General features: G+C 50.4%; 22 protein-coding genes. 16 read left to right on the forward strand and 6 right to left on the reverse strand.

Translation table 11 applies throughout. The annotated features are described in order from the left end of the window. The first annotated feature begins 21 nt into the window (after positions 1-21). Positions 22-2,412 (forward strand): phosphoketolase family protein, encoded by a 2,391-nt coding sequence (locus tag GGR27_RS12125; protein WP_168037711.1) that lies wholly within the window; start codon positions 22-24, stop codon positions 2,410-2,412. Next, complete coding sequence (locus GGR27_RS12130; RefSeq protein ID WP_168037712.1) at positions 2,405-3,436, forward strand: class I fructose-bisphosphate aldolase; 1,032 nt, start codon at positions 2,405-2,407, stop codon at positions 3,434-3,436. Before GGR27_RS12125 ends, GGR27_RS12130 begins: the two co-directional genes overlap by 8 nt. Before the next feature lie 11 nt (positions 3,437-3,447). On the opposite strand, the gene GGR27_RS12135 is transcribed toward GGR27_RS12130, so the two are convergent. After that, complete coding sequence (locus GGR27_RS12135; protein ID WP_168037713.1) at positions 3,448-4,527, reverse strand: glycoside hydrolase family 130 protein; 1,080 nt, start codon at positions 4,525-4,527, stop codon at positions 3,448-3,450. 264 nt (positions 4,528-4,791) lie between these two features. Between GGR27_RS12135 and GGR27_RS12140 the strand changes: the two genes are divergently transcribed. Both GGR27_RS12140 and GGR27_RS19825 read left to right on the forward strand, forming a co-directional pair. Next, entirely contained in the window at positions 4,792-5,460 is a 669-nt protein-coding gene (locus GGR27_RS12140) for a BON domain-containing protein (protein WP_168037714.1), read from the forward strand. 177 nt (positions 5,461-5,637) lie between these two features. Continuing rightward, positions 5,638-6,156, forward strand: coding sequence for a hypothetical protein (locus GGR27_RS19825; RefSeq protein WP_209037928.1), 519 nt, complete (start codon positions 5,638-5,640; stop codon positions 6,154-6,156). Between the two features lie 59 nt (positions 6,157-6,215). Here GGR27_RS19825 and GGR27_RS12150 read toward each other — a convergent pair whose 3' ends face one another. Continuing rightward, entirely contained in the window at positions 6,216-6,776 is a 561-nt protein-coding gene (locus tag GGR27_RS12150; protein ID WP_168037715.1) for a helix-turn-helix domain-containing protein, read from the reverse strand. A gap of 822 nt (positions 6,777-7,598) precedes the next feature. Between GGR27_RS12150 and GGR27_RS12155 the strand changes: the two genes are divergently transcribed. Continuing rightward, a complete protein-coding gene (locus GGR27_RS12155; RefSeq protein ID WP_168037716.1) occupies positions 7,599-7,949 on the forward strand; it encodes a cupin domain-containing protein in 351 nt (116 codons plus the stop codon). A 97-nt stretch (positions 7,950-8,046) separates the two neighbouring features. After that, positions 8,047-10,239, forward strand: a complete 2,193-nt coding sequence (locus GGR27_RS12160; RefSeq protein ID WP_168037717.1) for a heavy metal translocating P-type ATPase — start codon at positions 8,047-8,049, stop codon at positions 10,237-10,239. 164 nt (positions 10,240-10,403) lie between these two features. Here the strand turns inward: GGR27_RS12160 and GGR27_RS12165 are convergent, their stop codons facing one another. After that, entirely contained in the window at positions 10,404-11,210 is an 807-nt protein-coding gene (locus tag GGR27_RS12165) for a universal stress protein (protein ID WP_168037718.1), read from the reverse strand. A gap of 366 nt (positions 11,211-11,576) precedes the next feature. On the opposite strand from GGR27_RS12165, the gene GGR27_RS12170 reads away from it, so the two are divergent. From GGR27_RS12170 to GGR27_RS12215, 10 genes are all read left to right on the forward strand, one after another. Continuing rightward, positions 11,577-12,878 carry a hypothetical protein gene (locus GGR27_RS12170; RefSeq protein ID WP_168037719.1) on the forward strand — a complete coding sequence of 434 codons (1,302 nt, stop codon included), beginning with the start codon at positions 11,577-11,579 and terminating at the stop codon, positions 12,876-12,878. 22 nt (positions 12,879-12,900) lie between these two features. Then, positions 12,901-13,410: a c-type cytochrome gene (locus GGR27_RS12175; RefSeq protein WP_168037720.1), complete on the forward strand. Its 510-nt coding sequence runs from the start codon at positions 12,901-12,903 to the stop codon at positions 13,408-13,410. Between the two features lie 855 nt (positions 13,411-14,265). Then, positions 14,266-16,245 (forward strand): Sec-dependent nitrous-oxide reductase, encoded by a 1,980-nt coding sequence (nosZ, locus tag GGR27_RS12180; protein WP_168037749.1) that lies wholly within the window; start codon positions 14,266-14,268, stop codon positions 16,243-16,245. A 230-nt stretch (positions 16,246-16,475) separates the two neighbouring features. Then, the gene (locus GGR27_RS12185; protein ID WP_245184632.1) at positions 16,476-17,072 is read left to right on the forward strand and encodes a hypothetical protein; all 597 of its coding nucleotides are present in this window, start codon (positions 16,476-16,478) and stop codon (positions 17,070-17,072) included. After that, positions 17,069-17,497 (forward strand): nitrous oxide reductase accessory protein NosL, encoded by a 429-nt coding sequence (locus GGR27_RS12190; protein ID WP_168037721.1) that lies wholly within the window; start codon positions 17,069-17,071, stop codon positions 17,495-17,497. Before GGR27_RS12185 ends, GGR27_RS12190 begins: the two co-directional genes overlap by 4 nt. Next, positions 17,494-18,744, forward strand: a complete 1,251-nt coding sequence (gene nosD, locus GGR27_RS12195; RefSeq protein ID WP_168037722.1) for a nitrous oxide reductase family maturation protein NosD — start codon at positions 17,494-17,496, stop codon at positions 18,742-18,744. Before GGR27_RS12190 ends, nosD begins: the two co-directional genes overlap by 4 nt. Continuing rightward, positions 18,737-19,468, forward strand: a complete 732-nt coding sequence (locus GGR27_RS12200; RefSeq protein ID WP_168037723.1) for an ABC transporter ATP-binding protein — start codon at positions 18,737-18,739, stop codon at positions 19,466-19,468. Before nosD ends, GGR27_RS12200 begins: the two co-directional genes overlap by 8 nt. After that, positions 19,452-20,219 carry an ABC transporter permease subunit gene (locus tag GGR27_RS12205; RefSeq protein WP_168037724.1) on the forward strand — a complete coding sequence of 256 codons (768 nt, stop codon included), beginning with the start codon at positions 19,452-19,454 and terminating at the stop codon, positions 20,217-20,219. Before GGR27_RS12200 ends, GGR27_RS12205 begins: the two co-directional genes overlap by 17 nt. Positions 20,220-20,303: 84 nt before the next feature. After that, positions 20,304-20,675, forward strand: a complete 372-nt coding sequence (locus tag GGR27_RS12210; RefSeq protein WP_168037725.1) for a cupin domain-containing protein — start codon at positions 20,304-20,306, stop codon at positions 20,673-20,675. Then, a complete protein-coding gene (locus tag GGR27_RS12215; RefSeq protein WP_168037726.1) occupies positions 20,662-21,054 on the forward strand; it encodes a group III truncated hemoglobin in 393 nt (130 codons plus the stop codon). The genes GGR27_RS12210 and GGR27_RS12215 overlap by 14 nt, the downstream gene beginning before the upstream one ends. Before the next feature lie 156 nt (positions 21,055-21,210). Here GGR27_RS12215 and GGR27_RS12220 read toward each other — a convergent pair whose 3' ends face one another. The 3 genes from GGR27_RS12220 to GGR27_RS19830 form a co-directional block, all read right to left on the reverse strand. Continuing rightward, positions 21,211-22,338 (reverse strand): Acg family FMN-binding oxidoreductase, encoded by a 1,128-nt coding sequence (locus GGR27_RS12220; protein ID WP_168037727.1) that lies wholly within the window; start codon positions 22,336-22,338, stop codon positions 21,211-21,213. Positions 22,339-22,468: 130 nt separating this feature from the next. After that, positions 22,469-23,335 carry a universal stress protein gene (locus GGR27_RS12225; RefSeq protein ID WP_168037728.1) on the reverse strand — a complete coding sequence of 289 codons (867 nt, stop codon included), beginning with the start codon at positions 23,333-23,335 and terminating at the stop codon, positions 22,469-22,471. A 440-nt stretch (positions 23,336-23,775) separates the two neighbouring features. Beyond that, a partial coding sequence (locus tag GGR27_RS19830) for a hypothetical protein (RefSeq protein ID WP_209037929.1) occupies positions 23,776-24,045 on the reverse strand: 270 nt, incomplete at its 5' end.

Below are 24,045 nucleotides of genomic sequence, written 5' to 3' on the forward strand. Positions count from 1 at the left end.
TAGTTGAAAATTTATCCCCTAATGATCGCAAATAATACCGATACAATAGCAGAGGTTTTATCGCCCAAACTACTTCACCAGATGAATGCTTACTGGCGGGCTGCCAATTATTTATCCGTAGGGCAACTATATCTCAGGGATAATCCATTACTGCGGGAGCCGCTGAAACTTTCTCACGTAAAGAAGATGCTGCTGGGCCACTGGGGCACCACTCCCGGGCAAAATTTTATTTACGTGCACCTGAACCGGGTGATCAAGCAGTTTGATCTCGATATGTTTTATATCGCCGGTCCTGGCCACGGCGGTCCGGCACTCGTGGGCAATACTTATTTGGAAGGTACTTACAGCGAGGTTTACCCGAAGATCAGCCAGGACGAAGCTGGGTTGAAAAGGCTGTTCAAGCAGTTCTCCTTTCCGGGTGGAATTCCAAGTCACGTCTCTCCCGACTGCCCGGGATCTATTCACGAAGGTGGAGAATTGGGGTATTCTCTGAGCCATGCTTTCGGTGCGGCATTTGATAACCCGGAGCTAATTGTGGCCTGCATTATAGGTGATGGCGAGGCGGAGACTGGTCCACTAGCTACTGCCTGGCATTCCAACAAGTTTCTAAATCCGGTTTCCGACGGTGCGGTCCTGCCCATTTTGCATTTAAATGGCTACAAAATTGCTAATCCTACCATCCTGGCCCGAATTTCACGGGAGGAGCTAGATCAATTACTCCGGGGTTACGGGTGGACGCCTTACTTCGTCGAAGGTGACGATCCGGAAGACATGCACCAGCTCATGGCCAGTGTTTTGGAGGAAGCAGTAGAAGACATTCACGATATTCAGGAAGATGCGCGCATCAACGGAGATACCAAAAGACCGCTTTGGCCGATGATCGTTTTCAATTCACCCAAGGGTTGGACCGGGCCCAGGGAAGTCGATGGGCTCCAGGTTGAAGGCACCTATCGATCGCACCAAATTCCATTGCTGGTAAATTCCGCGCACCCTCACCACCTGAATTTGCTGGAGAAGTGGATGAGAAGCTACAAGCCGGAAGAACTGTTCACCGAAGGGGGGCAATTGCTACCTGAGGTAGCAGAGCTCGCGCCCAAGGGTGACCGGAGGATGGGGGCTAACCCGCACGCCAATGGTGGTTTGCTGCTGAAAGATTTGATCATGCCTGATTTCCGGGACTACGAGTTTCCCGTTCCGTCGCCAGGTTCCGTCGAGGCTTCTCCCACGCACGTGATGGGGGTACTGCTCAGGGATGTGATTAAGCTTAACCGGAAACAAAGAAACTTCCGAATCTTTGGTCCGGACGAGATCCTTTCTAATCGGTTAAATGCCATTTTTGAGGTTACCGACCGGCAGTGGGAAGCCGAGACCCGTGAGAACGATGATTTTCTCGCACTCGAAGGCCGGGCCATGGAAATGCTGAGCGAACACCAGTGCGAAGGCTGGCTCGAAGGGTATTTACTCACCGGAAGGCACGGACTGTTTACCAGCTACGAAGCATTCATCCACATTGTCGATTCGATGTTTAACCAGCACGCAAAGTGGTTAAAGGTGAGTGCTAAATTACCGTGGCGGAAGAAGATTGCTTCCCTTAATTATCTGCTCGCCTCCCACGTCTGGCAACAGGCACACAACGGTGATACGCACCAGGACCCTGGATTTATCGACCACGTCGTTAACAAGAAAGCTTCGATCGTGCGGGTATACTTGCCGCCGGACGCTAACTGCTTGTTGTCCGTAACGGATCACTGTTTGAGGAGCCGCCACTACGTCAACGTGATCATTGCCGGTAAATACCTGGCTCCGCAGTGGCTAAACATGAAAGATGCCGTTGCTCACTGTACCCGGGGAGTAAGCACCTGGCACTGGGCGAGTAACGACGGTGGGGGAGAGCCGGACGTGGTTATGGCAAGCTGCGGCGACGTGCCGACCCTCGAATCGCTGGCCGCCGTTTCTATCCTCCGGGAATATCTACCCGAATTGAAAGTCAGAGTGGTGAACGTGGTGGACCTCATGAAACTCGAATCCAGCTCAGAGCATCCGCACGGGCTAACCGATGCGGAGTTCGATGCTTTGTTTACGAAAGATAAACATGTCGTTTTTGCCTTTCACGGCTACCCAAGTCTCATTCACCAACTGACTTACCGGCGTACGAACCACCGGAACCTCCACGTACGGGGGTACAAAGAAGAAGGTACGATCACGACCTTCTTTGATAATCTGGTACTTAACGACCTGGATCGTTTTCACCTGGTCATCGACGTGATCAATCGCTTGCCAAATATCACTGCACCCGCGACCGCGCTCAAAAATAGGCTGGAGGAGAAATTAATTGAACACCGGGCTTACATTAATGAGCACGGGGAAGATATGCCGGAGGTGCGAAATTGGAAATGGAAAGCAGATGAATAGGGAAATATTACGGGATACCGTGCAGCAACTCTTTGCTAACAACAAAGGGCTGCTGGCCATGGATGAAAGCACGGGAACCTGCAATAGACGTTTCGCCGCGGCCGGTATTCCTCAGACACTTCTAATGCGTCGTGATTATCGCGAACTGATCGTCACGACGCCGAGATTAAAGGAATACATCGGCGGGGCTATTTTGTACGATGAAACCATCAGGCAACAAACGAAAGCGGGCGTGCCGATGGCTGAAGTGTTAATGAACGCTGGAATCATCCCGGGAATAAAAGTCGATCTGGGTACGAAGCCACTGGCGGGCTTTCCCAACGAAATGATCACCGAAGGATTAGATGGACTGCGGGAGCGACTGGCGGAATACAAAATAATGGGTGCTCGTTTTGCTAAGTGGCGAGCAGTAATAAGCATTGGCGACAATGTTCCAACTTCAATGGGTATTGAAGCTAACGTGCACGCACTAGCGCGTTATGCGGCATTATGCCAGGAAGCGGATATCGTGCCAATTGTTGAGCCTGAAATATTAATGAGTGGTAATCATTCCTTACGGCGTTGTGAGGAGGTTACGGAAATGGTCCTAAAACGGCTGTTTTATCAATTATATCGTTCCAGAATTGATTTAGAAGGCATCATCTTGAAGCCCAATATGGTGATGGCCGGGGCGGAAAGTGGCGAGCAAAACACCAGTGAGGAGATTGCTGAAGCGACCGTGCGTTGTTTGCTAAATTCAGTCCCCGCCGCGGTGCCGGCCATCGCCTTTTTATCCGGCGGGCAGTCCCCGATGGATGCGGATGCTCACCTAAATGCTATGCACACTCAATCGAAGGGGCATTTGCCGTGGGTCGTCACGTTTTCTTTCGGGAGGGCACTACAGCAACCGGCTTTAGCTGCCTGGAAAGGAAATACGGTGAACATAAAAAAGGCGCAGCGGCTACTGTATGAGCAGACCAAAGCTGCCGCTGCTGCCCGGCTTGGTGATTTCCACCGGGAAGTAGAAACGGAACGGTGGAAATGAACTGAAAGTGGCTACGTGTCTTCTGGTAATTCATCCGGCAAATCGAGTCTGGCAACGCCAATGCGGTTATCGGCCATTCCGTAATAGACATCAAAGCGATCCGGCTGTCCCAGGTCGTCCCTGCGGTCGATTCCGGTGGGGAAAACAACGTTGTCGATGATGCCCACCCGCTCCTCCGGCAGATCGGGAGATAATACCGGGTGACTGGACCGGTAAAGGATTTTTTGCGGGTTCTCCTTGTCTAGAATCATGATGCCCGCGGAATAACTTAATTGATGCGGATCTTCCGATAAGGGCTGTAGATTGCTCACTCCGTGGTAAACGATGAGCCAGCCGTGTTTGGTCAGCACCGGGGGTGTGCCGGCACCGATCTTTAGCTTTTCCCAGGGGGCGACGGGGACCGCCAGTGGCTGGTTGGAAACAAACTTTGGCAGGTGATAAGGCTTGGGTATTTCTTTGTTGATGTGGCAGTAGGAGATCCAGATGCACTCGTGGTGGTCGCCGATCCTGCGGTCCGCCGGCTTATACTTGGTTTCTTCCGGGCTGGTGCCGTAGAACAGGGGGCGGTGTAACATCGCCATGGCTGGCGCGTGGTCGTGCGGACTGCTGACCGGCAAAGGAAACATGCAGGCATCTTTGTTATTGATGCCATTAAAATCGATGAGCTTGTATGGCGCGAATTGTGCTAAACCGAGACGTCTCCAGTGCAACAGGTCGGTTGATTGCGCCAAAGCAATTCTCGGTCCTGCGGCGGAAAAAGCGGTGTAAGTCATAATGTACCGCTGTAAGGGGACTACGTAGGTAACCCGTGCATCTTCACAACCGCCGCCGTCCGGATGTTTTTCGTATTCCGCTTCCGGTTCCAGTGCAACGCCCAAACGCTCGACACCCATCGGGTCGCCTGCCTCATCAAAAATAACCTTAGCGATTCCGATGCGGGAATAGTTCCCGCTCGCTACCAGCCGTGGAAATAGATAGAGTGCACCATCGGGGCCCCGCACGGCGGCTGGGTTTAATACTCCTTCTATTTCGTGGTCGTTACCTGCTTCGGGCTGCATAATTATTCCCAGCCGTTGTAATTGGATGTTCATTGGTTATTTGGGTGTGTTTTACGGACGTGCGGTGGGGTATCGCTTTAAAGTTAACTGGTCTTGTATGGGAGAAAAAGGGTTATAGCGCAAGACCTATAATTTAAGTTACGACGATAATTCGCAAAACCACCATCTTATCTGCTCACGACGCACAAATACGTGACTTATGCAACTATGCTAAGGAGTTATGTAACGCGTGCGGGGCAATATATACTGATATTGTAAGTGCTGCCACAATACAGTTGCAGCACTAAATAATTTAATATGAAAAGTAATGCAGAATTACAGTCGGACGTTCAAGAAGCCATCAGGTGGGAACCCCTTTTACACGCGGCGGAAATTGGGGTCACGGCAAAAGACGGTGTCGTCTCACTGACCGGAAACGTGAACAGCTACGCGAAGAAAGTCGAAGCGGAAAATGCGGCGAAAAGAGTGCTCGGGGTGAAAGCTTTGGTTGAAAACATTGAGGTGAAATTTACCAGCTCGATGAAAAAATCCGATGCTGAAATTGCAAACGAAGCACTGGATTCGTTGAAGACGAACTGGTCCGTCCCTAAGGACAAAGTAACCGTGAAAGTAGAGAAGGGCTGGGTTACGATTGGCGGAGATCTCCCGTGGAACTACCAAAAAGATGCCGCGAATAGCGCCGTACACCACCTTCCCGGCGTAAAGGGGGTGACCAACAACATCGAGATCAAACCGAACACGCACGACGCGATCGAACGCAAGGACGTTGAGGATGCCATCTCGAGAAGTTGGCTAGATGACCGAGACATCCGCGTAAAGGTTTCCGGAACTACGGTAACCCTTTCCGGTAGTACGACGTCCTGGGCACAAAAAGTGGAAGCCGGACGGATTGCCTGGAATACTCCCGGTATCTGGCACTTGAATAATGAGTTAGCCGTCAATCACTACTACGCTATGGCTGCCTAGCTTAGATGAGTCATTCCTAAACTAATGTGCTACCATCATAAGGTTGTACGTATTCTTCAAACGGCGGTTTGAATAGTTTCGGGGTGACTCATTTTATCTCCTTCAATTGGTGTGCCGCTTTTTTGGACGACAGCGATTTACCGACTGCTCGTTCTTAACCCCTAAATTCAATCGCCCATGAGAACCATACCAGAATTAGAGCAAAAAATTATACGCGTTACCACCAAAATCAAAACCGATTTTCCCGAGCTATCTAAATACATTCTTGAGATGCCAGAAAATAATTCAGCAAGTGACGATATAAATACTGAAAGTCTGGAAGAATACTACTATTCCTTAGTTGAGTTTGCAGATAACTATGCCGACACGCATAAACGCACCATAACCAGGAGAAACGTAGACAAGCTATTGTTTTCGGAGTACCCAACGTATGCTCCTTCAGAAGATATTTATCGGCAAGACAGGGAAGAAATAAACGTGGACCCTGAAAACATCACACAAAGAAAATTTCCGAACAACCGAGCGGCCTCCTGGAATGAGAAAAACTTCAGAGACGATATGTCCGGCGACGACTTAGATGTCCCCGGGTCAGAACTAGACGATCAACAGGAGATAATTGGAAGTGAGGATGAAGAGAACAACTACTACAGTTTAGGCGGAGACAACCATAAGGACTTGGAAGAAGATAGGGGTTGATGGCGCCGCTTGACTTTATCACAACACCAAGAAGTAAGGGTTAAGCGCGTAATTGAAGGCTACAGATCTTCCAGATTTCTCAACTGCTTATTCTCCACTTTCTTGAATTGAGAAGGACAAAGACCGGTCACCTTCTTGAACTGGTTAGACAGGTGCGCGACACTGCTGTAGTGTAACAGGTAGGAGATTTGCGTGAGACTATGCTCGTCGTACGTCAAAAGTTCCTTTGCCCGCTCGATCTTATGCTGAATGATGAATTGTTGAATGGTATTACCCCTGACCTCCGAAAACATATTGGACAGGTAGTTATAATCGTATCCCAACTTTTCGCTAATGTAGTCCGAGTAGTTGACCTTGGGTAAATCCTTATCGTAGTGGATCATTTTGATGATTACGCTTTTTATTTTCTCAATCAGGATCACTTTAGGGTCATCCATTAATTCTAGCCCAGAATTTAGTAAAGCAATTTTTAGTCGTTCCCGCTGTTCGGGGGTAGGTTCGTCCAGGAGCGCTACCGAGCCGAGTTCGATGGATATGTAGGGTAGCCTTAGTTTTTTTAATTCCGCCGCCACGGTCAGCTTACAGCGTAAGCTGACCATGTGCTTGATAAGTATTCTCATGAGTTCTAGCTTGAACAATTCGTAAATAGTAGGGTAAGAAGAATCTCCGAAAACATATTTTGTAAGGTGGGATTACCCACCAGTTATGCTTCACGCAAAAAAGCACCGCTGTAGGGGGGGAGTAAAGTCCGTGCAAACTACTTGTGTAACCCGACATCAAGGGGGCCGGGGACGTACCCGTAAGCGCGCAACTTCGGGCAGGTCATTGGCTGCTGGGTTGCATCAGGGCATGAAGGTAAGTTCTTCTTTTGAGCGGGAGTCGAAAAGAGTATTTCGGGAACGAGGTTCGAACGATGATCATCCCATTGCTCTGGGATGGTCTTGCCATCGACATTTTTTCGTGATGGGTCTGGTGTAACACGACTCGCTGGCATTTGGGGCGCGGGCGAATTTTTCTTGCCGGCATTCTCACTGCTATTTCCGCTCATGTCGAATTGGTTTATTTACTTATAGTAATGTGTATCGAGTATTTAATTGAAACCTCCTGTTCCAGCCGTGCGATCTCTTAAGGATCGAACCATCTACTGGTAAGTATTTAGGAATGTAAAACTAAAATTAGTGGATAAGGTTGATTTTAAAGGTGACGAAAGTCGGTTTAGGTAATGATTGTTATCAGTTGCGTGAGGTAATCGACCGGTCAGTCTCAATATTGCGCACTAGGTGTGCCATTCGGTAGTCGGATCCGCTTGCATTTCTCACTTCCGCTGCACCTGCGACCGCGCCCACGGCTATGGTATGCTGAGATAAATCATTAAGCCTAATGACTTACAGCACTTATCCCGGATAGAGAAGTTCCGAATTTTACCAGGAACAAAATATCTAATGATGAATAATATTGTAACCCTTCAACCTTCGTCCATTAGTAGCGTAATGCTGAGAATGAAGACGGCGCGGGGTTTAGTAACGGAAATTATGCATAAAACCGACCATTCTAAGGTCATTGTAATCGGCCTGAATGCTGACGTAATGATGCGCGACCACGTTTCCAGGGTGCCGGCAAAATTACTGGTGCTCAGTGGTAGCGTTATGTATCGAGACGCGGATAAATCGGTGCCATTATTTCAATATGACGAATTAACAATACCAATTGACGTGCTCCATTCTTTACGCGGTATCCGCCGTGGCGTTTGCCTGTTGTTGATGGGCGGTGATCACGTGTATCTCGCTTCATAATATAATGTTAGGTCAATGAAATACAGGAATAGCGTAGTATGCGTCCCGACTAAGTCGGGACGGGAGCAAAGTAGTGGGGAAAAGGAGCAAGAATTTTATGGAAAAAACTATACTGCAAATTACCAAAATTCGGCATTCGCGGGATGCCCGGAGGGTTGAACAACGGCTCGCAAAGGTACCCGGGGTTACTTGCGTATCCGCCGCATCACCGGGCGCGCTACGAGTAGAATGGGACGAAAAACGGACCGACCGCCCCTCCATAATGATGGCCGTACGTAACGCGGGTCTGCGAGTAGCCGACGCGACGGACGAATCCAAACCACAAGAGAATAAAGCTGACGGCATACCCCCCAACCTTCAGTTCCTGGGTGACCGGACGGAGCTGTATTTTGCCATCACCAGTGGACTATTCTGGGTGGGTGGATTGGTGTTTTCATACATTACCGGAGTGCCCGACTACGTAAGCACGGTGCTCTACATAATAGCGGGCGTTATCGGCGGCTTCTTTACGGTGATCATGGCGGGTGGGGATCTGCTGCGGGGGAAGTTCGAAATAGACTTTTTAATGCTATTCGCGGCCGTCGGTGCTGCATTCCTGGGCCGCTGGGGAGAAGGCGCGCTGTTATTGTTTCTATTCAGTCTCGGTCACGCGCTGGAGCACTACGCCATGAAAAAGGCAAGAAAGTCAATCGCGGCGCTTTCCGACCTGGCGCCACCGACGGCATTTGTAAAACGGGGTGGGGCGACGGTTGAAGTCCCGATCGAGGAACTGAATGTCGGAGACACGATCGTCGTAAAACCAAATTCTACCATCGCGGCGGACGGGGTAGTGATAAGTGGCTCCTCAGCGGTCAATCAAGCGCCGATTACCGGCGAAAGCATGCCAGTCGATAAACGTGCGGATGAACGGTGGGAAACCCAGGAAAATATCGATAAATTATTATCGGAACACCGCGTATACGCAGGCACGATCAACGGTGCCGGCGCACTCGAAATAAAGGTCATGCGCAAAGCAGCGGACAGCACACTGGCGCGCTTGATCACCCTCGTCCGGGAAGCAGAGACGCAAAAATCACCAACGCAGCATCTGGCCGATAAATTCGAAAAATACTACGTACCGATTGTATTGGTATTCGTCGTGCTGCTGATGGGCGCGTTTCTGGTCATCGAGGAAGCCTTTGCGGAAAGTTTCTACCGGGCGATGTCCGTGTTAATCGCCGCGTCTCCCTGCGCCTTGGCGATTTCCACGCCGAGCGCCGTTCTGGCCGGAATTGCGCGGGCGGCTCGCCAGGGTGTCCTAATTAAAGGCGGCCGACCGTTGGAGGACTTAGGCAAGGTCAACGCCATCGCTTTCGACAAAACGGGAACCCTTACCGAAGGCCGGCCAAAATTGACGGACGTAATCCCTTTCGGCGACACAACACGCGAAGAATTACTCAAAGCTGCGATTGCCGTGGAGACTTTAAGCGACCACCCGCTAGCGGCGGCCATCGTTACCGGCGGCCAGGCGGAACTCAGCGAAGTAGCAATACTACCGGCGGAAAACCTGACTGCGCTCGTAGGCCGTGGCGTGCGGGCAACGATCGGGGGCAAGCCGGTTCACATTGGTAATCGACTCCTTTTTGAAGAACTAACCGGCGCGGACGTGCCGCAAGAGATCGACCGGCGTATGAGCGAGCTGGAGGCCGGGGGGCATACCGCCATGATCATCCACCACGGGGAAAAGTACCTCGGGATCGTAGCGGTAATGGACGTAGCAAGGAAAGAAGTAGTGGCAACACTAGCCGCGCTGAAGGCGATGGGAATCAAAAGAATGGTCATGCTGACGGGGGATAACCAGCAAGTCGCCGACGCCATCGCCAAGGAAATTGGTATTACGGACCCGCTGGGTAGTTTGTTACCGGAAGATAAGGTAGCCGCCATCGACCGCCTCCGGGCGGAGTTAGGTAGCGTAGCGATGGTGGGGGACGGCGTAAACGACGCGCCGGCCATGGCAAAAAGCACCGTCGGCATCGCAATGGGCGCCGCCGGCTCGGACGTCGCCCTGGAAACCGCCGACGTGGCATTAATGGCGGACGCGCTCGACACCCTGCCGTTCGCGATCGGACTGAGCCGGAAAGCGCGGCAAATCATCAAGCAGAACCTGGTGATCAGCCTGGGTATGGTGGCCTTTTTGGTGCCAATGACTTTATTCGGGGTAGTGGCCATTGGGCCGGCGGTGGTGGGCCACGAGGGGTCTACGGTATTGGTGGTTTTGAATGCTTTACGACTGCTGCGGTATGAAAATTAAAGCGAGAAGGTGCGTAATTGAAAATTGATGTTGTGCAGATTTTTTTGCCACAAAAGCACAAAAAGGAGGTATATGGCTACGCTGAATCACCATTTGCTTGTGTTTGTGTGTTTTGCTGTGTAGGACTTCGTGCTATGTGGCATAATCCGGTTGCGTAAGGTCAGCTAAAAACTATCCTGTAAAATAAGTACCGGCACGGAAGTGGTTACGCAAGTAATTCCTCGGGCTATTGATTCCCGAGCTTTTGCGGTGGACGAATGGCCCGTGCGGTGCAAGACAACCAAAATATCCGCGGACGTCAGGTCGGCAAAGTCGACGACGGCCTGGCCATTGGGCTGGTGGTCGTCTACCTGGTAATAAAAGCGGTATTTGATTCCTTCTAGTAACCGCCCGTAGGCCAAGTCCGGCGTTGCTCTTTCGGTGGCTTGTAGGTAATGAAATAGTAGTAGTTGCGTCCGATCCGTTTCGAGTAATCGTAATAAGGGAGATAATTTATGAAGGCTTTCCGGGCATTCTTCATCCGTGGCCAGCACGTACCGCCTCGGGTATTTCACCGGTGCCGAAATGGGCACGGCGAGGATCGGAATTCTGGTGTGTTCCATCAGGCCGGCGCTCGTGCTGCCCCAACTGCCGTCCGGTCGCGGGTGCTCGCCCTGGCAGCCTAAAATCACCAGGTCGCAGTCGCCCTCGTCGACTATCTGTTTTAGCGTTGAAGTAATCTCTCCCCGCTGGATAATCGCTACCGTATTCAGGCCACGGCTACTGACGTCATCAGCTAATGCTGTAAGGCGTTCGCGGGCTTTCTGGTACTCTTTTTGGTCGATGAGGCTTCGCTGGTTACCATCTTCGGACGGTTTTTGAACGTGTAGGAGGCTTATTTTAGACGAGAAGATCAGGGCAATTTCCTCGGCGTAGGCCAGGGCACGGTCCGCGGATTCGCTGAAATCAATACCGACTAGGAGGTGTTTCATTTAGTGCTGGTCTGTCTTAAAAATAGTATTAATTAAATTAGCTAGGCTTAACAAAGATTCAAGCTCCTTGCTGCAAAGAGGGTGACGTAAATCATTCTTTTGAATGAATGTTATCATATTTACTTTATGGTAGTTGAGCGTATCTGATAATCAACAAATATACGGTAGCCGTTAGGTCGGTTTGTCCGAATACCTTCGCAGAATAATGGGTTAATTTACGTGGGCGCTGTCGCGGGTGCAAAGCAGAAGGGAAGAGGAGCAATGTTATTCAAACTGTCATAAAGCCCATACCTAAACTGCGCTATATCATGCTCCGAGGTGATATAAATCACCGCGCTAAGATGTGCAAACAAGCAACTTTAGGGGGTGATAAACTATCCCATCATACTTAGTGGTGAGCGTCGGAAGGTCAAGAAAACTTCGTGGCCCACGACCGGAACCGCAACACCTGGTCGGCGCTGGTTCGCTTCCAGCCTGGGGTTCTTTTTGGCGGCTTCCCTCCTGGGTTGTCTGATGCGGTTTTCGTGGATTGTCGAATTGCCCGGGTTCTCGTACAAAAACCTACTCCACGCGCATTCTCACCTTGCGCTACTGGGCTGGGCTTTCATGCTGGTCAGCGGCGGTTTGCTCTTCTTACTGCTACCCGTGGCGGCGCGTAGCTCTGGGCGGTACCGCTGGGTGTTCAGCCTCAGTGTCGTTGCCGGTATCGGAATGGGCTTTGGGTTCGTCTACCAGGGGTATGGTGTGATCAGTATTGGTTTTTGTGCCGTGCATTTAGCGGCGGCTTACCTTTTCGGATTCCAATATTTGAAAGACCTAAAAACTACGGATGACACCAGCTACCGGCGTCTGGCCCGCTGGGCCGTGTACTGGCTACTCACGTCTACGCTGGGTTTGTTAGCAGTGGGACCGGTTAGTGCGATGCTGGGGAAACTCCATCCTTTATATTACGCCAGCATCCAGTTCTTCCTGCACTTCCAGTTTAACGGCTGGCTTACGTTTGGCATGCTGGCTTTACTATTTCGCTGGTTGAGTAGTGAGGATAAGCCGGTGAAGCTTCCTTCCCTGGTCTTTTATGGTCTACAGGCTTCCCTTGTTTTGACCTACGCACTCAGTGTTAGCTGGAGTACGCCATTATCGGTCGTATTCTACTTAAACTCGGCCGGGGTGATCATTCAACTGATCGTATTTGCCCTGATTTGGCGACAAATCGCTCCAGCTCTCCGAACGGCTGCAAAAAATAGCCGATGGGTTACCGTGCTACTCTGGGCTGGGCTGGGCTCTCTGGCGGCGAAGATCATCGTACAGAGCGCCGTGGCGGTGCCCGCGATGGCGGCCATCTCTTATACGGTGCACAACTTCGTCATCGGGTTTATTCACCTCACGATGATCGGGTCGATCAGTCTGGTGGTAATCGCTTTACTACTGCAAGCGAAGTTATTTCCCAGTAGTAAAGTGGCACACACCGGCTATCTCATTTTCCTGCTAGCCTTCGTCACTACTGAAATCTTGCTATTCGGGCAAGGCTGCCTGCTGTGGGCGGGGTGGGGTTATTCACCACTCTACTATGAATTGATTTTTGGGTTCTCCCTGCTATTTCCGGTAGCAATAGGCACTATCCTAATTGCTTTCTGGCGGTTGCGGCACGTCACTGCCGTCTCAACATAAATAACCATCAAATACACTGATTATGCGCATTAAATTCTTTCTACTTACGCTGACGATGCTGGCCCTGGTCTGCTGGCTGGCGGTGAGTTGTTCCGGTAACGACGCTGCTTCTTCCCAAACTCCCGCTGCACCCGCGGCCGCGCCCCCTCCACCACCTCCCGCTAGTCCGAAAGGCATTGGCGAAGTGAAAAATGTGACCCTTACCGACCCGTTTGAGGAGAGTATGCTCGCCAGCGGAAAAGCCATCTACGACATGAAATGCTCGGCCTGTCATAAACTAACCGACCAGCGCGTCGTGGGACCGGGCTGGGCGGGAGTGACTAACCGGCGGCGACCGGAATGGGTGATGAATATGGTCACCAACGTGGACGTAATGCTCGACGAAGATCCGCAAGCCCGGAAACTGCTGGAGGAATGTCTGACCCGCATGCCCAACCAACGGGTGTCGATCGGGGACGCCCGCGCCCTGCTGGAGTTCATGCGCAAAAATGACATGGAACAGGTGGGCAGTAAGGATGAGGCTGCAATTTGACCGGACAGAATCGAAGGGTGTAATTCAAATTGTCGCTCAGTCGAGTGTGAGCTACGCTGCTTCTTCGAGGTCCGACCATCTCCTTTAAGGATTAACAAGGTTCATGCGCAGGTGGTCGGATAAATAAATCAGCCAGCGTAGCCAGCTGGTTTTTTGTCCGAACACTCGTAGCGAAAAAACGACAATGTGAATTACACCCGAATCAAATTATTGATTATTCCCAGCCCGCTATTCATCTGAGGTGACTAATGTCAGTGGGTACGATGATACGCCGCATTATTTTGATTCGATAATTGTTAGATATTGATGCGGTCTTGCCACCCTAAAGCTGGTTGCCGAACGTCGCTCTAATCTACTTACCTACAAATCGATCTAAAATGAAAATTACCAATAGCCTAGCGTATTTATTTTCGCACCCGGAAAAACAGATAACGGGTATAACGTCGGAAGCCCTGTGTGAACCCTGCTGGGGTTATCAGCAATACAACGGCGAAGTAAGAATCTTATTTAAGGATAAGCAGATCGACGTAAATAATTACAAAACGAAGTATATGTTTATTCGAAGATTTGTTGTTACGCACATTAACGGCATAAAGCTCAAAAAGGCATTAACGAAACTACGCAAAAAGCGGTGAGGGCGACCGTCGAAAGTGTTCATTAGTTAGTGACCTTACGTAGTCGTGTTATGCCATATAAGCACAGAAAAGCTGTGGTCGGTAACGCCGAGGCACCATTTGCTTATTCTTTCGTGTTTTCGTGCTTTTGTGGCAAAAAAAAATCTGTGTAACGTTAGCTAGTGTCTCTACCATGATTAACATCTTAAATTTCTCCAACGTAATAAATCATACTGTCATGATGAAAGCACCCTTTCATGTTTATTCGGTCCTGCTGTTAGCGCTGGCCGTCTCCCTCACGAGTTGTTCCCAGCAAAATGCCACCACGGTGCTGGAAGGTAATGCCGCCGAGCTGACCTACGTCGCCCCCGGGGAATACGATGAGTTCTACGCCTTTATGTCCGGCGGCTACAGCGGGCAAATCACGGCCTACGGGCTTCCCTCCGGCCGGCTGCTTAAGGAGATCCCCGTGTTCTCCGTGTACCCGGAAAATGGCTACGGTTTTAGCGAAGAATCAAAGCCGATGTTCAACACCTCTTACGGCTTCGTTCCGTGGGATGATTCCCACCACATCGAGCTGTCACAGACCGACGGGGAATTCGACGGTCGGTGGCTGTTCGTGAACGGCAATAATACCCCGCGGATCGCTCGGGTGGACCTGACGACATTCGAGACGGTGGAAATTCTTGAGATCCCCGACGTGGCCGGTCTGCACTGCGCTCCGTTCATTACCGAGAATAGTGAATACCTGGTGAGTGGTACCCGATTTAGCGTGCCGATCCCGCAGGCAGACGTACCGATTACTTCGTTTAAAGAGAACTTTAAGGGGCTAATTAATTACGTGGCCGTCGATCAGGAGAGTGGCGAGATGAGCCTTGCTTTCCAAATTGAAATGCCGGGTTTCAACTATGACCTCGCCCGTAACGGCAAAGGGAAGTCACACGGTTGGAGCTTTTTGACGACTTATAATTCCGAGCAGGCCCACACGCTGCTGGAGGTGAATGCTTCGCAGAAGGACAAGGATCTACTGGCCATTATTGATTGGAAAAAGGCGGAAGAATACTTTAAAGCTGGACGCGGTACAGAGCGTACCACCTCTTACTACCACAACCAACTGGACGAAAGTTCAGGGATCGCGGCCTCCACGGAAATGACGACGACGACGATCTTGGACCCCGCTGAACTACCCGATATGGTGTATTTTATCCCGGTGCCAAAATCGCCACACGGTTGTGATATCGACCCCACCGGAGAATACATCGTGGGCAACGGAAAGCTTTCGGCGGATATGTCGATTTATTCTTTCGACAAACTGATGGCCACCATCGAGGCGAAAGACTTTGATGGGGACATTAATGGGATTCCCATTCTTAATTACGAATCCGGTTTGCACGGTATTCTCAAAAAGCCGGGTCTTGGTCCGCTGCACACCGAATTTGACGGGAAGGGCAATGCTTACACGACTTTCTTCATCTCCTCCGAAGTGGTGAAGTGGGACGTGGAGAAACTAGAGATCCTCGATCGCCAGTCGACCTTTTACTCACCAGGCCACCTGACGATTCCTGGCGGGGAGACCAAAAAGCCGTTCGGAAAATACCTCGTGGCAATGAATAAGATCACGAAAGACAGGTACCTACCCACCGGCCCCGAACTGGCGCACAGCGCCCAGCTCTTCGACATCACGGGGGATAAGATGAAGCTGATCCTGGACTTTCCCACCAAGGGAGAGCCGCACTACGCACAGGCAATCCCGGCCAGCATGATCCAACCAAATTCTAAGAAATTTTACGCCATCGAGGAAAACACCCACCCCTACGCTTCCCTGGGTGAGGGCCAAGCGAAGGTCACGCGGGAAGGTAACCAGGTACACGTTTACATGACGGCTATCCGCAGTCACCTGGCGCCGGATAACATCGAAGGGATTCAGATGGGCGACGAGGTGTATTTCCACTTAACGAATCTCGAACAAGATTGGGACGTTCCCCACGGATTTGCCGTGCAGGGGGCGAATAATGCCGAGTTGCTCGTGATGCCGGGGCAGACTAAAACGCTGAAGTGGGAACCCTTCCGGCCCGGTGTTTTTGCTTTTTACTGTACGGATTTCTGTAGTGCGCTTCATCAGGAGATGTCGGGGTACGTGCGGGTATCGCCCAAGGGGTCGGACGTTGAGTTGGTATGGGGTTTAAATGATGAGAATAAGAGCGCGCAGACGTCGCGGTAAATACTGAGGTAAGTAATTAATTGCTGGCTTTACGTGGCCGGATTTCGCCACAGAAACACATAAAGCACAAAAAAAGAAAAGCGAATCTTCTGCTACGCTAAAGAGATCAACTTTGTGATTTGCTTTGTAATACTTCGTGCATTCTGTTTTTTGTGATAAAATCCTACGTAATATCAGTTGATCATTCACTTCTCGCGTCTACGCTGGTGGGCGAGTGATAATATTCAAATATGGCATTGCCAACTACCATTACCCGTTCCCGCTGGATCATGGGCCTCGGCCTGCTCCTTTTACTGGGCGTGTTCCTGTTCCCGATCTGGCAAATAACGCTGGAAGCGGCCCAGTTCCCGGGAGGGTTGCGGCTGAACATCTGGATCAATCGCTTCTCCGGGGATGAGGGTGGTGGGGATATTATTAAGAACATCAATATTCTTAATCACTATATTGGAATGCAGTACATCGAACCGGACTCTATTCCCGAGCTCCAATACTTTCCCTACGTCATTTGGGCGATGTTCGGACTGGGGGTGGTGAGTATGGTGATTGATCGGCGCTGGGCGTACTTCACCTGGAGTGGGATAATGATTGTGCTTTGTTTACTCGGGGTGTATGATTTCTACCTCTGGTTATACGATTACGGGCATAACCTGGATCCGATGGCGCCCATCAAAATCGAGGGCATGGTGTACATGCCGCCGCTCTTCGGGGAGAAGGATCTGCTTAATTTCTACGTGAAGTCTTATCCGCGATTGGGAACTATTCTGGTGGCGGTATCCATGGTATTGTCATTCGTGGCGGGTTGGTTCGGAAAAAATAAGCTGGTATGAAAAATCAAGTTCTTTCGGGGTTTATGTCGTTACTTCTCACCATATTTCTTTGCACCTGCGACCGCGCCCATCCTGTATCCATCGCTTACGGAATGGATCAGTGTGAATTTTGCAGAATGGCCATCGTTGAGGTGAATTATGGTGCCGAATTGATCACCGAAAAGGGGCGGGTGATGAAATACGACGCCGCCGAATGCATGGTGAACCACCTCGCGCAGGAAGAAATAGCCGTACAAAAATTGTACGCCGTTCCTTACGATCAACCGGCTACTCTAAGGCCGGTGGATTCTCTCTTTTTCGTGATCGATGCTTCTGTGCGTAGCCCCATGGGCGCTAATCTGGCGGCATTTAGTTCGGAGGGCGCTTTGCCCAAGGATGTCATTCCACTCGACTGGGCGACCGTTGCGCAAATGCTGACGAAATGAAAAGTATCATAATTATACTACTTACCGGTTTGGCTTGTGGACTGCCTTGTCAACTGCTTTCCGCAACATGGTACGTTGGCCCGGGGGCGGAGTTTTCCGCACTTGCCCCGGCCATCGCCGCCGCCGCCGCCCACGATCACATTATTGTCCTGGCCGGACATTACCGGGAGCGTGAATTGTTGATCGACAAACCTTTACGACTGACCGCCGAACCGGGAGTGATCATCGATGCGGAAAACCGGGCGGAAGATATTTTTCTGGTCACTGCGGACAGCGTGGAGATCAGTGGTTTTACCCTGCAAAATGTGGGGGTAAGCTACCGCTACGAATGTTCGGCTATTCGACTTCGAGAAGTCAATAATGCTAAAATACTGGACAACCGAATAATCAATTGCTATTTCGGAATCTATCTAGAGACAGCCGGACGTACGGACGTAATTAATAATTACATTCAGAACAAATTTGTCCGCGAAGTAAACGCCGGAAACGCCATTCACGCCTGGAAAAGTGAGGCGCTCCGTATTCACGATAACGTAGTTACGGGCCACCGCGACGGTATTTATTTCGAATTCGTCGACGACAGCACCATCGAATGCAACGATAGTTACGGCAACATTCGCTACGGTCTGCACTTCATGTTTTCCAACCGCGATGCTTACCGGGGTAATATTTTTCGGGATAACGCGGCAGGAGTAGCCGTCATGTTTTCTCACGATATAGAAATGATCGAAAATGAGTTCCTCCACAACTGGGGCGGGGCGTCTTACGGTTTGCTACTCAAGGAGATCAGTGATGGGCGGATCAGCCACAACCGCTTTTTCCGTAATACCATCGGTATCCTGGCCGAAGGGGCTAATCGGCTCGTCATCAGCGAAAATCAGTTTACCCGTAACGGCACGGCCATTGATATTAAAGGGAATTGCCTCGATAACCAGGTTTTAGCTAATAACTTTCTGGCCAATACTTTCGAGGTGGTGACCAATTCAAAACATAACAACAACGAATTTGCAGCGAACTACTGGAGCGGCTACCTCGGCTACGACCTGGATCGTAACGGTATTGGAGACGTCCCTTACCGACCGGTCGATCTGTTTGCCAAAATAACGCACGAAATCCCCGCCGCGACGATGCTGCTGCATAGTAACATCATCGACCTACTAGAAATCGGCGAGAAAAACTTCCCCCGCCTCATTCCGCTCGACCTCATCGACTCAATGCCGCGTATCCGGCCCTACGCTTATGATTGAGACGTTCCAACTTTCTAAGGTATACAGTAGGCAGGAAGTATTATCCGGCCTGAATTTGCGCTGCGAAGCCGGGCAGAGTATTGCGCTGATCGGTCCGAACGGTGCCGGGAAAACTACGCTCAGTAAGATCATTCTGGGTCAGGTTATTGCGAGTAGCGGCCGGGTGGAGGTGAATGGTATTGATATTAACCGGGGGCCGGATTACCGGCGGGAACTGGGCTACATGCCGCAGGTAAGTCGTTTTCCCGTGCGCATGAAAACCCACCAGCTTTTCAAATTGATGCGGCGGCTTCGTCCTGACGTCGGTGAAGGTGAATACGATACGGAACTCTACGAAGAGTTGGAGATTGACGGAATGAAGAACAAAGCGCTCGGTGCGCTCTCCGGTGGTATGCGGCAAAGGGTGAGCGCCGCCCTCGCCTTTTATTTTAACCCTCGGGTGCTGATCCTGGACGAACCCACGGCGGGCCTCGACCCGCTGGCCAACGAAGTGCTTAAAGCGAAAATCCGTAAGTGCGTTCGCGAGCAACGGCTCGTCATCACTACTTCTCATATCCTGAACGACCTGGAGGAGATCTGCAACCACGTCATCTACCTGCTGGAGGGTAAAGTGCATTTCGCCGGCTCCATCGACGAACTTCAGGAACGCACCGGCGAGACCAGGCTCAACCGTATGGTCGTGTCATTAATCAAAAATAAGCCGGCCCGTGCTCAATATCAGTAAAATCATCATTTGGGATCTTTGGAAAAACAAAGCGGTCATCGCTTACGGCATCCTAATGCTGACCATTGGTTGGGGCGTTTTTGCCATCGAAGACCAGCCCGAGAAAGCCGTTTTGAGTTTGCTGCGGATCATTCTTTTCGTTCAGCCGCTGGTTACGTTGCTTTTTGCGGGGATGTATTATTATAATTCACAGGAATTTATTCTGTTGCTAGCTGCGCAGCCAGTGAGGAGGAATACGCTATTCTTCGGTGTGTTTGCGGGCTTGACTGCGGTATTTACCCTTATTTTCCTACTCAGTATTGGGCTTCCGGTCCTGCTATTTTCACCGAACGTGGAAGGGCTTTCCTTGCTGTTCGCCGGTGCGCTGCTCATTTTCATCTTCACCGCGCTTGCCTTGCTCGTGAGTGTCTATTTCGCTGATAAAGCCAGGGGGTTAGGCTTTGCGCTGCTGCTTTGGGCCTTTTTTGCTTTCGTGTACGACGGATTACTGCTGCTTTTTATGTACCAGCTGGCGGATTATCCCATTGAGCGTCCGGTACTCGGGCTGCTGTTTTTTAATCCGGTGGACGTTGCGCGCATCTTTGTTATTAGTAAAACGGAGGCGTCCGCGCTGTTGGGGCTGTCGGGGGCGGTTTTTCAGGACTTCTTCGGGGCGATGAAGGGCACGGTCATTTCGGGCTGCGTATTGGCAACCTGGGCGCTCGTACCGTTGTCGTTGGCCTATCGGAAGTTTAATCGCAAGGACTTGTGAAATTCGTATTTTATCAATTATTCAAGGTTGATCCGTAATTATACTTCGAAATAACCTAATATTCATCAATAAAATCATCCATCAATGAAAATCAAATCATTCAACGAGCAGCCAGATTTCAAGGGCCGCACCATCCTAACCTCCGTCATGCTGGAAACGGGTTTCTCCAAAGAAGTAAGGATATGTATGAAAAAGGGCCACGTGATCAAAGAACATAAATCACCACTGCCGATCATCGTCCACGTGTACCAAGGAGAAGTCAATTTTGGGGTGGACGGCACTATAGTAGTCCTGAAGGAAGGCGATGCGATCACGCTAGCCGGTGGGGTGCCGCATGATCTTGAAGCCCGTAAAGACTGTATGCTCCGCCTCACGCTCGCTAAGGCGGACCGCGTGGAAAGAGTCGAAAAAGTTATTGCTTCAACCGTAAAAGAACCGACCAATGCAAGAAATTAAAACCCGGGAGGAAGTCAGCACGCTCGTTCACGCCTTCTATCGCAAAATAAGAACGGATGACATTCTCGGGCCAATTTTCAATAACCGCATACCGAACGACAAGTGGCCGGACCACCTGGTAAAGCTTACCGACTTCTGGGAAACGAACCTATTCGGGGTAGCTCGCTTCAAGGGCAACCCCACGCAGAAGCACGTGGAACTCGATCGGGATATGAACCACGCGATCGGGACCTTACACTTCGATCGTTGGCTGGCGTTGTGGCGCAAGACGGTAGACGAACTATTCGTCGGGGAGCGGGCGGCAAAGGCTAAAGCTACGGCGGAGCGGATTGGGTCGGTTCAGTTACGGGTTATTGAGCGTTACCGGGTGGAGGAATGATGAATGGCTGCAACAACATACTTCATGGTTAAGAAATTTAGTAAGCAAGCCATAAACAGAGCCCTTCTACCTCTTGGGCGCGGACGCAGGATGCAGAGACAATACTGAAGAGCAAAGTTGATACAGTACGCGCCATGTTTTCTCCGTACTGCAAGCTCAGCTATAATGCTCAGCACTAATAAACCAATCAACCGGTCGCCTCAGGGAAACTGGTGGAGGATAATTATCCACGTACCCCACCCGCAAAATAAACTGGATGCGGTCACTGATGCCCGTTGCTTGGTTCACTAGGCGATTAGTCAATGATTCTTCCAGTATCTGCGTCATCGGGTGGATGGCAATGCCTCGCTCCCTCACCTTCAAAAACAGCCGCTGCATCCGTTTACCCGTCTCCAATAGGGCGGCAACCGAGTCGTCCTTACTGGTGATCAACAACCACCCCGCCGATTGCGAAACTTGCTCAATCACATTTTCGATATTTCTGTCCCTAAACCCTTTTTTCATCACACTACTCTCCTCGTAAAAATTCCGAACGATCCAACCAGGCAATCCATTTATTTCCATACTTGCGGCGGTGAGCCCGTCCCGATGCTTCTCCGCGTCCTCACTCGAAAACCGGATCCATTCCGAGAGCTCCTTCTCCGCGGAATTTCTGTAAGACTGAAGCCTGTTCGCTTCGATAGTTTGCTCGTTCAGGTAACGCCATTCTTTTGCTCCGCTCGGTATAAAGCTGAAAAAGTCTTTTTCCTCTTCAAACAGGTAAGCGGTATCTTCTTTGCTAAGTAACCTATTGAGGTAGTCCGAGCGAACTGTTCTCCGATGCTTGATTTTGCCAATATCGAAGGCGGGCGCACTTTCTGACTCGATCAACTTTACCGCTACGACATCCTCGTCCTGGTTAGTAGCAGCTAATAGATCAAACTGGCAAGTATATCCGGCATTACTGGCTGCATACTCAAGATTTTGTAGGAATGCACCAACCGATAACATCGTTTCTCTTTGGTTTGGGTCGACCGCGGGGAGCCACCTGCTTTTGTCGTTGCAAATAATCCAGTGATGTGGTTCGCTATATTTTACGAACCAAGGTTGCGTATTGTGCCCACTCGGTGCAAGAGAAGCGAGATACAGAATTTCCCATTCGACGGGGTCGGGAGGTGAAACTTTGGGACCGGTAGTTGCGGCATCGCCTCTGACAACATTATGCTTGTCGCTATACAAATACCCTGCCCCGCCTACGGTTAAGACGGAGCCCGTAGCTACGCCCAAAAATTTGCGCCTGTCCATTGTTATTGATTTTAATTGTCGGTATCGACACGCTTTTAGGGTAAGGCGGTCCGAACCGGTGGTGCCCACGCCGCACCCGGTTCAGTAAACTTCCCTCAACAATTCCATTATGCTAATCAGTGACGATTCGTTATTCCCCGAGCGGTATAACCAGCGTGGGAATGTTGCATAATTCGACGATATCGGGTGTTTCGGACTTAACCAAAAGCTTCGTCAAAAACCCTTTCGACTGGCGACGGCCCAGGATCAACAGATCGATATTCCCTTCCCGCGAGTATTTCACCAGTGCTTTCGTGACGTTCCCACTGGGAAGCAGGTCGAATTCAACTTCGTAGTCGGGGAAGTCATTGTTGAGCATCTTACGCAGGAGGCCGAGTTCCATCAGTTCCTCGCTTTCTTCCTCCCGGTACAAAACGTGGGTAAAGTGCATCGTCGGTGTCAGTGCTTCACGGAGAAACTCGGATTGCTCACTTAACCCTACCAGCGTACTCACTTCGTCGAAAGCAATAGCTGCGTGCTTAATGTCCGGTGCCCCCGTATGCGGGGGAATGAGCAATACCGGACAACCCGCCAACGTAACTACCTCTTTGGCAACACTGGCGAAGTAAGGCGTTACCGGGCTTGAAATACCCGAATCCACGCCCCCCATTACCATTAGCGCCGTGTCTTCGTATTTACTGAGTTTCACTAGCTGGTCGACCGCCATACCGACTACTTCCCTGCATTTGATGAATGGTAAGACGTCGCTGTTGTCGTGCGATCCGGCAAAGGTCGCTTGGTCGGCGTGCTGGGCGACGAATACTTCCAGACGCTCCCGAACGCGTGACCGGATTCTGGCGCTTCCTTTCTTGATCACGAGGCCCGCATCTCCGTCGTAGCCATCGTGCACGTGGATGGCTTCCAGGTCGTAGCCGGTGACGTCGGCGAGGTAACAGCCGTAGCGTAAAGCTGTTACGGAAGTATCGGAAAAATCGATCGGGACAATTATATTAAACATGGGTATTCTATTTTATTTACCATTAAATTAATGGGAATAAAGATCGCCGCCGGTGACGGCTGTCATAGTGGTGACTGATATTTACGTAACTAATGTTACGCAGATTATTTCGCCACATAAACACATAAGCACAAAAATCGGTGTATGACTACGCCGAAGCACCGTTTACTTATTCTTGTGTGTTTTTGTGTTTTGCTGCGCAGTACTTCGTGCTATGTGGCATAATCCGGTTGCGTAAGGTCAGTTACGTAATACGCTGAGCCCATTTACTCGGTGATTTAATAATTGACCTCACGTGTAGCGTAGAACGAGGTAACTGGCTTTTCAACACACAAAACACAAAAAGAGTAGGAAAGCACAAAACGGTACATATCGATAGACACTATGCTCTTATTATGCGAATCATGGGCTAAAACACGTAGAAGCAAGTTTTCCTAGCTTTAGGAATGCGACTTCTTAAACTCATCCAACTGTACTTCTACGTCTGCGAAGTATACGACAATCAAATTGAACATCATGTACAAAGACATACAAAGAACAAGGCTGAGCCTCAATTCACTGATAAAGAGGTGATTACCTGCTACCTTTTCGCGATCACTTACGAGCGTCGTCATGGGATCAAAGAAATTCACCATTGCATTGATTCGCACTACAAGGACTGGTTTCCTAAGCTTCCAACCTACGAAACCTTCAACCGGAGGCTCAATCGA

Origin of the sequence: Neolewinella antarctica (assembly GCF_011927835.1) — a bacterium.
In the GTDB taxonomy this organism is placed as follows: Bacteria; Bacteroidota; Bacteroidia; order Chitinophagales; family Saprospiraceae; genus Neolewinella; species Neolewinella antarctica.

Excerpts from the sequence above, each read along its gene's own strand:
- GGR27_RS12125 (WP_168037711.1), top strand. The coding sequence starts at position 22 with ATGATCGCAAATAATACCGATACAATAGCAGAGGTTTTATCGCCCAAA.
- GGR27_RS12130 (WP_168037712.1), top strand. The coding sequence starts at position 2,405 with ATGAATAGGGAAATATTACGGGATACCGTGCAGCAACTCTTTGCTAAC.
- GGR27_RS12135 (WP_168037713.1), bottom strand. The coding sequence starts at position 4,527 with ATGAACATCCAATTACAACGGCTGGGAATAATTATGCAGCCCGAAGCA.
- GGR27_RS12140 (WP_168037714.1), top strand. The coding sequence starts at position 4,792 with ATGAAAAGTAATGCAGAATTACAGTCGGACGTTCAAGAAGCCATCAGG.
- GGR27_RS19825 (WP_209037928.1), top strand. The coding sequence starts at position 5,638 with ATGAGAACCATACCAGAATTAGAGCAAAAAATTATACGCGTTACCACC.
- GGR27_RS12150 (WP_168037715.1), bottom strand. The coding sequence starts at position 6,776 with ATGAGAATACTTATCAAGCACATGGTCAGCTTACGCTGTAAGCTGACC.
- GGR27_RS12155 (WP_168037716.1), top strand. The coding sequence starts at position 7,599 with ATGATGAATAATATTGTAACCCTTCAACCTTCGTCCATTAGTAGCGTA.
- GGR27_RS12160 (WP_168037717.1), top strand. The coding sequence starts at position 8,047 with ATGGAAAAAACTATACTGCAAATTACCAAAATTCGGCATTCGCGGGAT.
- GGR27_RS12165 (WP_168037718.1), bottom strand. The coding sequence starts at position 11,210 with ATGAAACACCTCCTAGTCGGTATTGATTTCAGCGAATCCGCGGACCGT.
- GGR27_RS12175 (WP_168037720.1), top strand. The coding sequence starts at position 12,901 with ATGCGCATTAAATTCTTTCTACTTACGCTGACGATGCTGGCCCTGGTC.
- nosZ (WP_168037749.1), top strand. The coding sequence starts at position 14,266 with ATGAAAGCACCCTTTCATGTTTATTCGGTCCTGCTGTTAGCGCTGGCC.
- GGR27_RS12185 (WP_245184632.1), top strand. The coding sequence starts at position 16,476 with ATGGCATTGCCAACTACCATTACCCGTTCCCGCTGGATCATGGGCCTC.
- GGR27_RS12190 (WP_168037721.1), top strand. The coding sequence starts at position 17,069 with ATGAAAAATCAAGTTCTTTCGGGGTTTATGTCGTTACTTCTCACCATA.
- nosD (WP_168037722.1), top strand. The coding sequence starts at position 17,494 with ATGAAAAGTATCATAATTATACTACTTACCGGTTTGGCTTGTGGACTG.
- GGR27_RS12200 (WP_168037723.1), top strand. The coding sequence starts at position 18,737 with ATGATTGAGACGTTCCAACTTTCTAAGGTATACAGTAGGCAGGAAGTA.
- GGR27_RS12210 (WP_168037725.1), top strand. The coding sequence starts at position 20,304 with ATGAAAATCAAATCATTCAACGAGCAGCCAGATTTCAAGGGCCGCACC.
- GGR27_RS12215 (WP_168037726.1), top strand. The coding sequence starts at position 20,662 with ATGCAAGAAATTAAAACCCGGGAGGAAGTCAGCACGCTCGTTCACGCC.
- GGR27_RS12220 (WP_168037727.1), bottom strand. The coding sequence starts at position 22,338 with ATGGACAGGCGCAAATTTTTGGGCGTAGCTACGGGCTCCGTCTTAACC.
- GGR27_RS12225 (WP_168037728.1), bottom strand. The coding sequence starts at position 23,335 with ATGTTTAATATAATTGTCCCGATCGATTTTTCCGATACTTCCGTAACA.